This is a genomic window from Prauserella marina (assembly GCF_002240355.1).
GTDB classification, from domain to species: domain Bacteria; phylum Actinomycetota; class Actinomycetes; order Mycobacteriales; family Pseudonocardiaceae; genus Prauserella_A; species Prauserella_A marina.
The window spans coordinates 5,782,552-5,795,754 of sequence record NZ_CP016353.1; the positions used below are offsets into that span (position 1 = coordinate 5,782,552).

Annotated in this window: 10 protein-coding genes and 1 pseudogene; 8 read left to right on the forward strand and 3 right to left on the reverse strand. The window is 67.2% G+C overall.

The window, feature by feature from the left end; translation table 11 throughout:
• Positions 1 to 109 precede the first annotated feature (109 nt).
• Positions 110 to 3,085: an AAA family ATPase gene (locus tag BAY61_RS26675; RefSeq protein ID WP_091809226.1), complete on the reverse strand. Its 2,976-nt coding sequence runs from the start codon at positions 3,083 to 3,085 to the stop codon at positions 110 to 112.
• On the reverse strand, positions 3,082 to 4,248 hold the full coding sequence (locus tag BAY61_RS26680; protein ID WP_170140290.1) for an exonuclease SbcCD subunit D: 1,167 nt from the start codon (positions 4,246 to 4,248) through the stop codon (positions 3,082 to 3,084). The genes BAY61_RS26675 and BAY61_RS26680 overlap by 4 nt, the downstream gene beginning before the upstream one ends.
• A gap of 150 nt (positions 4,249 to 4,398) precedes the next feature.
• Here BAY61_RS26680 and BAY61_RS26685 point away from each other — a divergent pair, with 150 nt between their 5' ends.
• Positions 4,399 to 5,337, forward strand: coding sequence for a DNA recombination protein RmuC (locus tag BAY61_RS26685; RefSeq protein WP_091809222.1), 939 nt, complete (start codon positions 4,399 to 4,401; stop codon positions 5,335 to 5,337).
• Positions 5,338 to 5,643: 306 nt separating this feature from the next.
• The gene (locus BAY61_RS33965) at positions 5,644 to 6,486 is read left to right on the forward strand and encodes a DUF6542 domain-containing protein (protein ID WP_342749613.1); all 843 of its coding nucleotides are present in this window, start codon (positions 5,644 to 5,646) and stop codon (positions 6,484 to 6,486) included.
• A gap of 782 nt (positions 6,487 to 7,268) precedes the next feature.
• Here the strand turns inward: BAY61_RS33965 and BAY61_RS26695 are convergent.
• On the reverse strand, positions 7,269 to 8,306 hold the full coding sequence (locus BAY61_RS26695; protein ID WP_091809220.1) for a 4-hydroxy-3-methylbut-2-enyl diphosphate reductase: 1,038 nt from the start codon (positions 8,304 to 8,306) through the stop codon (positions 7,269 to 7,271).
• 117 nt (positions 8,307 to 8,423) lie between these two features.
• Here BAY61_RS26695 and BAY61_RS26700 point away from each other — a divergent pair.
• From BAY61_RS26700 to BAY61_RS26725, 6 genes and pseudogenes are all read left to right on the forward strand, one after another.
• Positions 8,424 to 9,092: pseudogene (locus BAY61_RS26700) on the forward strand (lipid droplet-associated protein); the annotation flags it as partial.
• A 146-nt stretch (positions 9,093 to 9,238) separates the two neighbouring features.
• Positions 9,239 to 10,504: an exodeoxyribonuclease VII large subunit gene (gene xseA, locus BAY61_RS26705; protein WP_091809218.1), complete on the forward strand. Its 1,266-nt coding sequence runs from the start codon at positions 9,239 to 9,241 to the stop codon at positions 10,502 to 10,504.
• Positions 10,505 to 10,559: 55 nt separating this feature from the next.
• Positions 10,560 to 10,979, forward strand: coding sequence for a hypothetical protein (locus BAY61_RS26710; protein ID WP_420848859.1), 420 nt, complete (start codon positions 10,560 to 10,562; stop codon positions 10,977 to 10,979).
• A gap of 31 nt (positions 10,980 to 11,010) precedes the next feature.
• Positions 11,011 to 11,283 carry an exodeoxyribonuclease VII small subunit gene (locus BAY61_RS26715; protein WP_091809214.1) on the forward strand — a complete coding sequence of 91 codons (273 nt, stop codon included), beginning with the start codon at positions 11,011 to 11,013 and terminating at the stop codon, positions 11,281 to 11,283.
• Between the two features lie 88 nt (positions 11,284 to 11,371).
• Positions 11,372 to 12,430 carry a class II fructose-bisphosphatase gene (glpX, locus tag BAY61_RS26720; RefSeq protein WP_091809469.1) on the forward strand — a complete coding sequence of 353 codons (1,059 nt, stop codon included), beginning with the start codon at positions 11,372 to 11,374 and terminating at the stop codon, positions 12,428 to 12,430.
• Positions 12,430 to 13,200, forward strand: coding sequence for a S1 family peptidase (locus tag BAY61_RS26725; RefSeq protein WP_091809211.1), 771 nt, complete (start codon positions 12,430 to 12,432; stop codon positions 13,198 to 13,200). Before glpX ends, BAY61_RS26725 begins: the two co-directional genes overlap by 1 nt.
• The last annotated feature ends 3 nt before the right edge of the window (positions 13,201 to 13,203 follow it).

The window sequence follows — 13,203 nt, forward strand, 5'->3', positions numbered from 1 at the left end:
ATCCGGTGGCACAGGTTCGGAGTGACGACAAACCCGCCTCCACCGTGAGGCCGTTCACCTGGATCAGCGCTACTGGGTCACGACGGGAAGAATTCGCGACCGCGAGAGCTCAGGCAGCAGGTATCCCCCCTTCCGATTTCAATGTCGACCCGGCCCTTGACTTACTCACCCGCAAGCGGGTGGGAATGCGCTGACGCAGTTCCTCGACGTGGGAGACCACACCAACGACACGCCCTCCCGTCCTCAGTTCGTCGAGGACATCCATGACGACATCCAGCGTCTCGCCGTCGAGGGTGCCGAACCCCTCGTCGACGAACAACGTGTCCAGTAAGGCACCTCCTGTCTCCGCCGCCACCACATCGGCGAGGCCCAGCGCGAGCGAGAGTGACGCGAGGAACGACTCCCCGCCGGAGAGCGTCTTCGCCGGACGCACCATTCCCGAATAGTCGTCGAGCACATCAAGACCGAGACCACCACGAGTGCCTCGCGCACCGGCGGCGTCGGAGTGCACGAACGCGTATCTGCCCTGGCTCATCGACCTCAGCCGCGCCGTCGCCGCGACCGCGACTTCCTCCAACCGCGCCGCCAGCACATAAGAACGCAGTGACATCTTGCGCGCATTCTGACCGCGTCCGTTGACGACGTCGGTGAGCGCGTCGAGTTCGGCGTAGTTCTCCTCCGCCGGCACCAGCTCAGCCAATGCCGACCCGAACCTGCCGGCCAGCTCGGTCAGTTCCTGTTCTCGCCGCACCGCGTCCCGCCACTCGGCCACCGCCGTCTCCGCCGTCACCCGTGCGTGTTCGGCGGCGAGCCTCGCCGACTCCACGTCGACGACCTCGTCAGGTGACACATCGGCGAGTTCAGGCTCCGCGAGTGCCTTTTCCGCCGCCACCCTGGCGGCTTCGGCTTCCGCCAATGCCCGTTCCAGCTCGTCGATCCGGCTCACGGTGCGCGAGGCCGACATCGCCGCGTCAACTGTGCCGAATCCGGCGGCGAACGCGGCTTCTTCGGCCGCCGCCCTGTGTTCCTTGAGCCGCTCGACGGCGGCCGCACGGGCTGACCTCCGCTCCGCCAGTTCGTCCAGCGCTCCGACCACTCGCCCGAGCTGTGCCTTCCGCTCGGCGACGTCAGCGCAGTCTCCCCGGGCTTCCTCAAGCCGACGGGCTCGCTCCTCGACACGTTCCGCCAGCGTTTTTCGTTCCGCCTGCGCCGTTGCCGCGCTCTGCTCGGCTTCTGCTCGCTCCGTCGTAAGTGCCTCGTGTTCGGCTTCGGCCGAGCGCACCGATTCCTCCAGTCGTTCTCGCCGTGCCGCCACATCGGCGAGACCTGCGGACTCGGCCTTGAGCCGACCGTGGTGTTCGGCGAGTTCCTCGGCGGTACGCCCACCGAGGCGATCGAGTACCGCGGCGAGGTCCCTTTCCGCGCCGTGGCGCGCAGTGACCAGTTCAGTTCGCCGGAGTTCCGCGCGGCGCTCACGCTCGGCAGCCACGTCTTCCTCGTCGGCGCTGACGGTTTCCCTCAGCTGAAGCGCAAGGCTGGGGTGTTCAGCCGAGCCGCAGACGGGGCAAGCGTCACCGGCATCGAGCCCGGCCGCCAACTCGGCCGCCATCCCGGCAAGCCGCAGTTCCCTCAGATCGAGCACGACCGCCTTCGCGGCGAGGTGCGCTTCGATCGCCTCCTGCTCCGCGCCCTTCGCCTCGTGAAGGGCCTTCTCCAACCTGGGCAGGTCGTTGGCCGCGCTGAGCAGTTCACCAACTTCGACTTCCCGCTCGCGGACACCGTCCAGCTTGGCTCGTGCCTCGGTCGCGGCATCACGGTCCGTCCTCAGCTCGCGCAGCCGGTCGGGCAGCCCCTCAAGCTTTTCGCCGATGGCGGTTGCCTGCGCCGAGGCATACGTCGCGAGTTCAGCCAGATCGATCATTCTCTTGCGATCCCGTTGTTGCCGCTCGGCCTCCGCGACGAGACCGGTCAGCGCTCCGGCCTCCTCCCTGAACGCGCCCGCCCGTTCCCGCAACGTGAGGACATCGGCGTCAGGGTCGGCGAAACCGACGGCGACGACCGCATCCCGTGCGAGCACTTCGGTTTCTCTTGCCTCCGTAGCCCGCTGTTCCTGCCGGTCGGCGGCATTGGCGAGCCTGGTCACCGTGTCCGCCCGACGGGCGCTACCCAGCTCTTCCGTCCATTCCGAACGCTGTTTCGACTGTGCTGCAAGGCGGTCGAGACTGTCCCGCGCGGCCAGAACCCTGCGGACACGTTCGGCCCTCACGCGACGGTCATGCCAGGTGGCTTCGGCCTTTTCTCGCTCGACGTTCGCGGCCTTCGAACGCCGCTCGGCCTCCGCCGCGGTCGTTCTCGCTTGTTCTTCGATGTGTTCGACCCACTCCTTTCCGGCCTGTTCGACCAGTTCGACACCCGCGGTCTGCGCGAACCTGGCCAGCCATTCCCGCACCGACTGCCTGTGTTTCTCTATTTCTCTTCCTTTCGCGGTGCGCAGTTCCCTGAACCACCTTTCGACATCCGCGAAACGCCGCGTGTCGAAAAGCCGTTCGAGGAGTTGCTCACGCTCGACCGTTTCCGCACGGAGAAACCGGGCGAACTCGCCCTGCGGCAGCAGCACCACCTGGAAGAACTGTTCGGCGCTCATGCCGAGCAGCCGCTGCACGGTGCGAGCGACCTCGTCGATCCTGCTGACCCCTTCGGCGGGCTGCCCGTTCGGAACATCACCGACCCAGTGGAGCGCGGCCTTCGCCTGCTGGGTCGTGTGCCCTTCGCCGCGGAGCTTCGGCCGCTGGTACTCGGGACTCCGGATGATGCGCATCCGCTGCCTTTGCACCGTAAGTTCGAGTACCACCTCCGTCGCCGTCTCGGCACTCGCCAGGTCGCACCGCAGGCGCTTGACCTGACCACGGGCTCCCGGCACCGCCCCGAAAAGAGCGAAGGCCACGGCATCGAGAAGCGTCGTCTTACCCGCGCCGGTATCGCCGTGGAGCAGGAAAAGACCATCGGCCCCGAGTTTGTCGAAATCGACCACCTCGCGTCCGGCGTAGGGACCGAAAGCAGCGACTTCAAGACGGTGCAGTCTCACCGGATATCACCGTCCCGGTCGGGGTCGTGCTTGCTCGCGGCTTCCAGCGCACTCGTCAACAACGCCTGTTCGCGTTCGGTCGGCGGCGCTCCTCGGCAGTCGGCGAGAAAGCTCGCCGCGATTTCGTCAGCTGATCGTCCTCGAACCGCATCCGCGTAACGCAATACCGCCGCGAAACCGCCTTCCGGCTCCCAATCGAGGCGCACGGCGTGCGGAAACCGCTCTCGCAGCTTTCGCATCGCCTCGACCGGCCGCACCCTGTCCGTGAGCGTGACCGAAAGGAACGACTCGGTGAACTCGTCGTACTCGGCCGATTCGAGCAGCTCGCCGAGCGTACCGCTGATCGACGCGAGCGCCCTCGGCACGGGCAGCTCCCTCCGCTCGACGCCCGCGAGACCACCGGCGTCAAGATCGACCAACCACACGGATTTCCGTTGTGCTGCCTCGGAAAAGGAGTAGGCGAGCGGGCTTCCCGAGTACCGCAGGTTGTCTTCGATTCGCTGTGCGCCGTGCAAATGTCCTAAAGCGACATAGTCGATGCCGCCGAAGACGGATGCGGGAACCTGTTCGACACCACCGACGGCGATCGTGCGCTCCGAGTCGCTCCCGACTCCACCCGTGACAAAGGCATGCGCCAGCACGACCGAACGAGTGCCGGGAGGACGACCCGACAGATCACCGGCAATCCTTCTCATCGCCTCGGTGAGCACGCCGGTGTGCCCCTTCGCCGAGGGCACTTCCAACGCGTGCCTGGCGAGGTCCGGTTCCAGATAAGGAATCCCGTACAACGCTACTTGTCCGTGCTCGTCGTCGAGGACGACCGGCTGATGCAAACCCGCGACCGTGGTGCGCAAATGCAGTCCACCGGCAGCCGCGAAATCGGCGAAAGCCCCCAACCTCGCAGCGGAGTCGTGGTTTCCCGGCGTGACGACGAGCCGCGCGCCTGCCTCACTGATTTTTCGCAGCGCGGAGGTGGCGACCCGAACCGCCTCCGCCGAAGGAACCGCCCTGTCGTAGATGTCACCGGCAACGAGCACGACGTCGACAGCCTCGTCGACCACGAGATCGGCGAGGTGACTCAGTACGCCAGCCTGCTCGCGCAGCAGGTCGGTTCCGTGGAAGGTTCGTCCCACGTGCCAGTCGGAGGTATGGAGCATTCGCACGCGATCAAAGCTAGAACCGCCGACCGACAGAACCGGGTACAAACGACCGGCGTGTCACTCGAACGTGTGTTCGATAAGGACGATGGTCGTTTCTGTCGGTGCGGTAGGCCATGATGCGAACTAGCGATCACGGGAGAAAGGAGCGAGCCGGTGGGTTCGACGGTGCTCGCCACTGCGGCCATTGTGGTCGCGGTGCTGCTGGCGGCGGCGGTCGCTCTGGTGTGGCGGCTGTACCAGGACGGCATGCGCAGGGCCGACGCGGCGGCGAGGCAGGTGGACGTCGAACGCGCCAGAGTGGACGAACAGCAAACGGCATTGCGACAACAACAGCTCGCACTGCGCAGGTACGAAGTCGCATTCGCTTCGATCAGCGGCAGAGGCGAACTCGGCGAGCAAGTGCTGACCGAAACGGCGAGGGCACTGGGACTTCGGGAAGGTCTCCACTTCACCTCGCAAACCGATCTCGCGGGAGGCGGCGCGGCGAAACCGGACATGGTGTTGCGAGTCGGTGGCGATCGCACCGTTCCCGTCGACGCCAAGGCCAGCATGGCGTGCTGGGCCGAAGCCGTCGAGACGGACGACCCCGACGAACGGCTCGACGCGCTCCGGGTCCATGTCCGAAATCTCAGGTCACGGGCGGCCGAACTGGCGGGAAAGGGCTATCAGCGCTGGGCGGACGCGATCTACGGCACGGTCATGTTCGTTCCGTCGGACGCCGCGGTCGTCGCCGCGCTCGACACCGATCCCGAGTTGCTTCGCTGGATGCTCGATCGGCGAGTCTTTCTGTGTGGACCGACCGGGTTCGCGATCGTCGCATCCGCGGCCATGTTCGCCGCGACGGAACGGACGTTACTCGAAGATGTCGAGCAGGTGCGCGCGACCGCGGCAGCGGCACACCGTGCGGCAGGCAACGCCGTCGACGCGCTCAACCTGTCGAGCACTCATCTTCAGCGATTCATCTCCGCTCGCCGGAGGGAGCTTGAGGCGCTGGAGAGTTTCCGCGCGAGCGTCTCGCCGTTGACAGAAGCCGCAGCGAGCCCGACTCCCGTCCCCGCCATCAGGAAGGGAGACGAGCTGACAACAAACTGACTCAAAACGTATAAACGGTGCGTCTGGTCCGTACCATTGGCGTGAGGATTCCACTTGGATGTGCTTGATCTCACGCTCTTAGGTATTGGGGATGACAAGGTCGCGGATCGGTAGCGGGTTTCGACGGATAACCGGATACGGTGTTGCCTCGTGACCGCCATACGCGATCGCAGGAGCGATCCTGACGCCGCTGACGACGACCCGTCGATTCCTTGGGACGAGCGGGCCGCCATCGGGAACCGGCGTGGCTTGCCGTGGTGGGGAGCGGTACTGCTTGCGCTAGGACTCGCAGCAGTGGGTGCCATCGTGGATTCTCAGATCTCCGATGAGCTCGGTGTGCTCTTCCAAGGCTGCTACCTGGTCGTTTCGGTTGCTGCCGTGGTGGTTGTGAGACGTAGAAACCTGTTCGGTCCGATGGTGCAGCCGCCGTTGATTCTGGCGATCATCGTGCCGATCGTGGTTTTGCTCGGAGAGGAACTGCCCGCAGGCAGCGACACCCTGGCGAAGGCTCTTGCCATCGGTACGCCGCTGATCAACGCCTTTCCGATGATGGCCATCACCACAGGCTTGACGGTGGCCCTCGGGATCCTCCGAATCTATCGCGAGCGCGATCCGGAGGCTCCGCAGAAGGTGCGCGGCAAAGGCAAGCCGCCCAGCGATCGTTCGGAGACGGCGGACAAGCCGTCGGGCAAATCGCGGCGGCAGGACGACGACGAAGAGCAACCTGGCCGATCCCGCCAGCCTGAAGGGCGGGAGGCGCCACGCCGGGGTTCGGTTCCTGGTGGCCCACCAGCAGGAGCGGCCGGAGCCGCGGCTGCTGGAGCGGATCGTCGTGCACGACCCGAGGATGCCTCCCGCAGGCCACGTGAACGGGCACCGGAACGTGATCCGGGAGTACCGCCTGCCGGGCCCCCACCTCGGGGTCAGCAAGGACGTCCACGGCAGCGACCGCCGATGCCTCCGGATGGCAGCGACCGTCGGCGCAGGTCCGAGGATTGGCCGGAAGGCCAGCCCCCACCTGCGAAACGCCCGCGCAGGCGCCAGGCGCCGGACGACCCACCGCCGCCGCCACGGCGGCCCCGGGGTGGGCGTGACGATCAAGGTCCCGGTGGTCGGCCGCCTCGGCGTGCCCGTCCCTGGGAGGAGTGAAGCGGTCAGTGCCGCCTGGGTTTCCCGGGCTCGACTATCGCTGATCACAGCGGTAACGGTTCCGTCCAGCGCTGCTGATCGGATCGCCACCTTGCCGACAGGTCACGCCTCGTTGCACAGGTCGTCATCGCGCTAGTGGAGCCGTCGCCCTGACGGTCACGAGATCGTCGTGCGGCTCAAGTCATCGTCGTGCGGCTCAAGTCATTGCTGTGCCGCGCGGTCCGCCGCGATGCTGGTTGCCGGGTTGTTCCATCGCGGGAGGCACTGCGGCCGCGTGGCAAGGCTGGGCCAGCCGGACACGACTCGGTCGGCACTGTGCGGCAGTTGACCGCCGCGGTCTCTGGCCGCGGCTGCGCTTGCGCCTGCGGCATGAATACGGCGTTTCCGTAACCAGCGCGTGAATGCGGCACTGCGCTGACCTGCGCACGGCAACGCGGCGTTGGATTGACACGGGCCGCACTTGAGCTGTGGCTTGGCTGGTGCGCGCGGCAACGGATCGCGTACGCCCGGTAGCGGGCGGCACGTCGAGCCACCGGGGCGCGGTGATGGCAACCTGCCAGACCACCGGCCAACGACGCCACTAGCCAGCGACGCCGATCAGCAAAAGCACCGGCCAACAGCGCCGCCGGTTCGGCAATACCCCGGCGCCAACCGGAGTGCCCCGGACAGCGACGCCTCAGTGGCAACCGCCCAGGAGGCACCCCGGTCAACGGTGCCTCGGCACCGACCGTCCAGGGGCGCACCCCTGTTTGCGGCGCGGCAACCGTCAGGCAAAACCCCGGTCAGCGAACGCGGCTGTGACCCGCGTTCGAGCCGGACCGCAGCTCACGCGGCAGCGCGAACGAGATCTTCTCGTTGGCGGTGGTCACTTCCTGGACATCGATCCAGCCACGGTCGGCCAGCCATTCCAGCAGTTCCATGACGAGCACGTCCGGCACCGAAGCACCACTCGTGACGCCAACGGTCTCGACTCCGGACAGCCACGATTCGTCGACCTCGTGCGCGAAGTCCACGAGGTGGGAATCCCGCGCGCCCGCCTGGAGCGCGACCTCGACGAGTCGCTGCGAGTTCGACGAGTTGGCCGAACCGACGACGAGCACGAGGTCACACTCCGCTGCCATGGCCTTGACCGCGACCTGACGGTTCGACGTGGCGTAGCAGATGTCGTCACTCGGCGGGTCGGAGATCTCCGGGAACCGTTCCCTGAGCTGGTCGACACGTTCCATCGTCTCGTCGACACTCAGCGTGGTCTGCGACAACCACACCACCTTGGAAGGGTCGCGGATCGCGACCTTGTCGACGTCCTCCTCGGTGTCGACGAGCTGCACGTGCTCGGGTGCCTCGCCCGACGTGCCCTCGACCTCCTCGTGACCGGCGTGCCCGATCAGCATGATGTCGTAGTCGTCGCGCGCGAAGCGGTTGACTTCCTTGTGCACCTTGGTCACCAACGGGCAGGTCGCGTCGATGGTCCGCAGGTTGCGATCCTCCGCCTCCGCGCGAACCGCGGGCGAAACACCGTGTGCCGAGAACACGACCAAGCCGCCCTCTGGCACCTCTGAGGTCTCGTCGACGAAAATGACCCCGCGTTCACGGAGAGTGTCGACAACATGCCGGTTGTGCACGATCTCCTTACGTACGTAAACCGGCGGGCCGTGGATTTCGAGGGCCTTCTCGACGGTGATGACAGCACGATCGACACCGGCACAGTAACCGCGCGGCTTGGCCAGCAGAACGCGCTTACCACCTACGACGGATTCCTCGGCTCCGTCACCGATCGATACGCTGGTGGCAGACTCGATTCCGGGACTCGCTGCACTCATGCCACCAGGGTACGGGTGTGGCCCGATCGGCAAGGAACGAGACGACCTCATGGGACGCACGACACGCGTCCCCCATTCGGCTGGGCAGGAAGACCCATGTGCGGCAGGCTTAGAGATATGAAGCAACTCCCGTTTCCCCTCCGGTTAGCCGCCGGCATCGCCGTCACGACCGCTGAGCGGGTGCGGGAGTTGCCGAAGCAGCTCACCGAGCTACCGGTGACGGTTGCCAGTCAGGTCATGCAGACCTCGATGCGGGTTCAGCAGCACGTCACCGAACTCGCGATCCGCGGCGACGACGCGCTGTCCTCGCTCAGGACCGCAGAGGAAGCACCGAGCTGGGCGACATTCGACGAGGACCTACCGAGTCCCACTTCCGGCGCGAGATCTCCGTTCGACTCCGAATACGGAGACGGCGCGCCCTCGGCAGCGACCGCCGGCGCGCGAGGCAACGGCGGGACGAGAACCAACGGAGACCGCCCGGACGAGCTGGACGCCGAGGTGGACGAAGACCCATGGGCCGCCGAGGAGCATGCACTCGCCGACGAGCACCACGACGGTGAGTTCGACAGCCCCGCCGCACCGAGCACGGCTCCCGCTGGCCTCACCGACTACGACGAGTTGACGCTGCCCCAGATCCGAGCCCGCCTCAGGCGGTTCTCGTTGCCCGAACTGGAGGAGCTTCTCGACTACGAGAAGACCCACGCGAACCGTTCTTCGTTCACCGGCATGCTGACCAGGCGCATCGGCAACGTTCGCCAGTCCGCCACCGCGCCCCCGGGTGCCACGACGGACGCGGCCGACAACGGCGACGGCGGTCCCGGCACTGACAGCACCGACAGCTCCAACACCCCCGGCGCCGCCACGATCGCGGTCACCGACACCACGAACACCGGTCACGGCGAGGCCGGAGAACGAACGGATCCGGCCGGGCAGTGAGCAGCGGTACCGAACAGCAGCCCACCAGGGCGGCGAACCAGCCCTCCAGCGCCGACAACCCGTGGCCGGTCAGAACGGTCGCGCGCAAGATCGCCGACTGGATCCACCGGCTGGGCGCGGTGTGGGTCGAAGGCCAGGTCACCCAGATTACCGCGCGCCAAGGTACGCAGACCGCGTTCCTCACCTTGCGCGACCCCGCCGCCGACGTGTCAATGACTGTCACCTGCCCTTCCCGGCTACTGAGGACGATCGATCCGCCCCTGCGCGAAGGCGCGAGCGTCGTCGTGCACGCGAAGCCGACGTTCTTTCTCGGCAGGGGAACCCTGAGCCTGCGGGCGAACGAGATCCGCGCCGTCGGCATCGGCGAGTTGCTCGCCAGAATCGAACGGTTGCGCAAGCTGCTCGCCGCGGAGGGCATGTTCTCGGCACAACGGAAGCGAAAGCTGCCGTTCCTGCCGAAAGGGGTCGGTCTCATCACGGGGCGCGCTTCGGCCGCCGAACACGACGTTTTGGTGAATGCGCAGGCCAGATGGCCCGCCGTCGCGTTCAGGATCGTGAACACGGCCGTCCAGGGAGTGCACGCCGTCCCGCAGATCATGCATGCTCTGTCCACTTTGGACGCCGATCCGAACATCGACGTGATCGTGATCGCGAGGGGTGGTGGCAGCGTCGAAGACCTGCTCCCGTTCTCCGACGAGACCCTGTGCAGGGCCGTCGCGGCGGCGGGGACGCCGGTGGTCAGCGCGATCGGCCACGAACCCGACTCCCCTCTGCTCGACTACGTCGCCGACCTTCGCTGCTCGACTCCGACCGACGCGGGCAAACGGGTCGTGCCCGACGTCAAGGAGGAAACCGCCCGCGTTCACCAGCTCAGGGACAGGGCTCGCAGGGCGTTGCACGGCTGGGTCGACACCCAGTGCAGGCTGCTCGACCAGCTGCGGAGCAGGCCGTCGCTCGCCGACCCGCTCGGCCCCATCGAACGAAGGCATACCGAGATCGAGGTGCACAGGGAACGCGGAAGGAGGGCAATCCTGACGAGGCTCAGCAGCGAGCAGGCGGCGATCGCCTCCGCGCGAGCCCGGCTCACCGCGCTCGGCCCCTCCGCGACGTTGGAGCGCGGTTACTCGGTCGTGCAGTTCTTCGACTCGGCAGGCAACCTCAAGGTACTTCGGTCGGTCTCTGAGATAGCCGAGGGAACCCCGCTTCGCGTGCGGGTGGCCGACGGCGCGATCCGAGCGACAACCCTGCCGCAAGAGGAGTGACGAGGTGCCCCGAGCCCGAGCCATCGAAACCGCGATCACAGCTCGCACGGGGCCGCTGCCCACCGGACGACATTGCTCATTCCTTCCGTTGACGCGGGACGCCGCGGCGAGGGTCTGCCGGGGAGAACGAGCCGAGCGAGCTTCCGCCGTGCTCCGGCTGGCGACGGAAGTGGAATCGGCGGCAGGCGACTGCTGGACAGTGCTGCTGGCCGGCTGCGACGCGCCGGCCAGGTGGGCACTGAGCCCGCGACTTCGCCGCCTCTCCGAGGCGACGTCGCTCTACGCGGGAACGAGCTGGTGGTTCGCCGCAGGCTCGGTACACCGGCGCAAGGTCGCGAGCACGCAGTCACACGTCGAGGACGCCGTTGCCGACGGTGACGGCCAGGAGTTCGCGAAGGCGTTCATCGGCTACGACAACGCGATGGCGTGCGCGGTAGTGTGCGCGCAGGCCGCAAGGCGAGGGCACCGGCAGTGAAGGCACGGACGAGACGAGGACAGAGCACAGCGTGAGCGACACGAAAAGCGGCAACGCGGAGCTCGGATACGAGCAGGCCCGCGACGAGCTGATCGAAGTGGTCAAGGGGCTTGAGGCCGGAGGTCTCTCGCTTGAGGAATCACTCGCGCTGTGGGAGAAGGGCGAACGGCTCGCGAAATTGTGCGAGCAACATCTCGAAGGCGCACGTGAGCGAATCGAGGCCGCGCTGGCTACGGTGGAGGACGCGCCGGACGCCGAGAACACCGAGGATGCTGACGGCCCCGCCGGTGAGCCTTCGAGGTGACGTCCACGGGTGCAGTGCGAGCTTCGGGCTCGCGCGAACCGCAATGCAAGGTGACGCCATGTCGCACGACGCCGCCCAGGAGGCACCCATGACCGCCGCCAGCCAGCCAGCCGACTCCACGGCGCACGGGGAAACCCCCGATCGCAACCTCGCGATGGAGTTGGTCAGGGTCACCGAGGCGGCGGCGATGGCCGCCGGCCGCTGGGTCGGCAGGGGAGAGAAGATCGGCGGCGACGGCGCGGCCGTCGACGCGATGCGCCAGCTCATCGGCACGGTGAGCATGCGGGGCGTCGTCGTGATCGGTGAGGGCGAGAAGGACGAGGCGCCCATGCTGTTCAACGGCGAGGAGGTCGGCAACGGCGACGGTCCCGAGTGCGACGTCGCGGTCGATCCCATCGACGGTACGACGCTCATGTCGAAGGGCATGCCCAACGCGCTCGCGGTGCTCGCCGTCGCTGAACGCGGCGCGATGTTCGACCCCTCCGCCGTGTTCTACATGGAAAAGCTCGCTGTCGGCCCCGAGGCGGCAGGCAGCGTCGATCTTTCGGCGCCGATCGCCGAGAACATCCGCAGGGTCGCGAAGGCAAAGCACAGCGGTGTTTCCGACGTGACGGTCTGCATTCTCGACCGGCCCCGGCACGAGAGTCTTGTCCGCGAGGTGAGAGAGGCCGGGGCGAGGATCAGGTTCATCAGCGACGGTGACGTCGCCGGTGCGATCGCCGCCGCCCGGCCGACGACGGGTGTCGACATGCTGCTCGGCATCGGTGGTACGCCCGAAGGCATCATCGCCGCGTGCGCGATGAAGTGCCTCGGCGGCGAACTGCAAGGCCGGTTGTGGCCGAAGGACGACGCGGAGCGGCGGAAGGCGCTCGACGCGGGCCATGACCTCGACCGCGTACTGAACACCGACGACCTCGTGCGCGGGGACAACGTCTTCTTCTGCGCCACCGGGGTCACCGACGGCGACCTGCTTCGCGGTGTGCACTACCGGGCCGGTGGCGCGACGACCCAGTCGATCGTGATGCGCTCGAAGTCGGGAACCGTGCGGATGATCGACGGCTATCACCGGCTCACCAAGCTGCGTTCCTATTCCTCGGTGGACTTCGGAAGCGACTCCGCCGACAACGCCGTTCCACCGCTGCCCTGATGCGATCTGTTTCCACAAGGGCCCGCCTTGCGGGGGTCTTGGCCGCCGTCCTGACCATGCTCGGTATCACCGCCGGTCAGGCAGCGGGGACGCAGCCGTTCATCGTCGGCGGCGGCGACGCCGGGGAGCCCTACCCTTTCGTCGTCTCGCTCCAATTGGCCTCCGGTGAGCATTTCTGCGGCGGCGCGCTCGTCTCCGCCACCTGGGTCGTGACGGCGGCGCACTGTGTGCGGGGAAGGGTTCCCGACAAGGTTTCGGCCAGGATCGGCAGCAACGACAGAACCACGGGCGGCGAGCAGGCCAAGGTCGCGGAAATCGTGACGCATCCGGATTACGACCCTGACGGCGCCGGTGGCGACATCGCGCTCGTCCGGCTCGCCTCCCCCGCGAAGGCCGCGCCCATCGCGCTCGGCTCGGACGCCCCTGTCGGTACAGCGACCAGGTTGCTCGGCTGGGGACAGACCTGCCCCGAGCGGGGTTGCGGCGAGAGTCCCGCCCGGTTGCGGCAACTCGACACGAGCATCGTCGACCCGGCAGGCTGCACGGGTACGTTCTCCGCCGCCGTCGAATTGTGCACAGGGAACCCTGAGGGCTCGAAGGGCGCGTGCTACGGCGATTCCGGCGGCCCGCAGATCACCAAGGCAGGCGAGCGGTGGCGGCTGCTCGGCGTGTCGAGCAGGCCGGGCAACGACGACTCCACGTGCGCGACCTCACCCTCGATCTACACGTCGGCCTTCGCCTACGCGGACTGGATCGACCAGTACGTTTAGCGC

Bases quoted from the DNA above. Each gene is read 5' to 3' on its own strand.
- glpX (WP_091809469.1), top strand. From the start codon at position 11,372: ATGACCGCCGCCAGCCAGCCAGCCGACTCCACGGCGCACGGGGAAACC.
- BAY61_RS26725 (WP_091809211.1), top strand. From the start codon at position 12,430: ATGCGATCTGTTTCCACAAGGGCCCGCCTTGCGGGGGTCTTGGCCGCC.
- BAY61_RS26695 (WP_091809220.1), bottom strand. From the start codon at position 8,306: ATGAGTGCAGCGAGTCCCGGAATCGAGTCTGCCACCAGCGTATCGATC.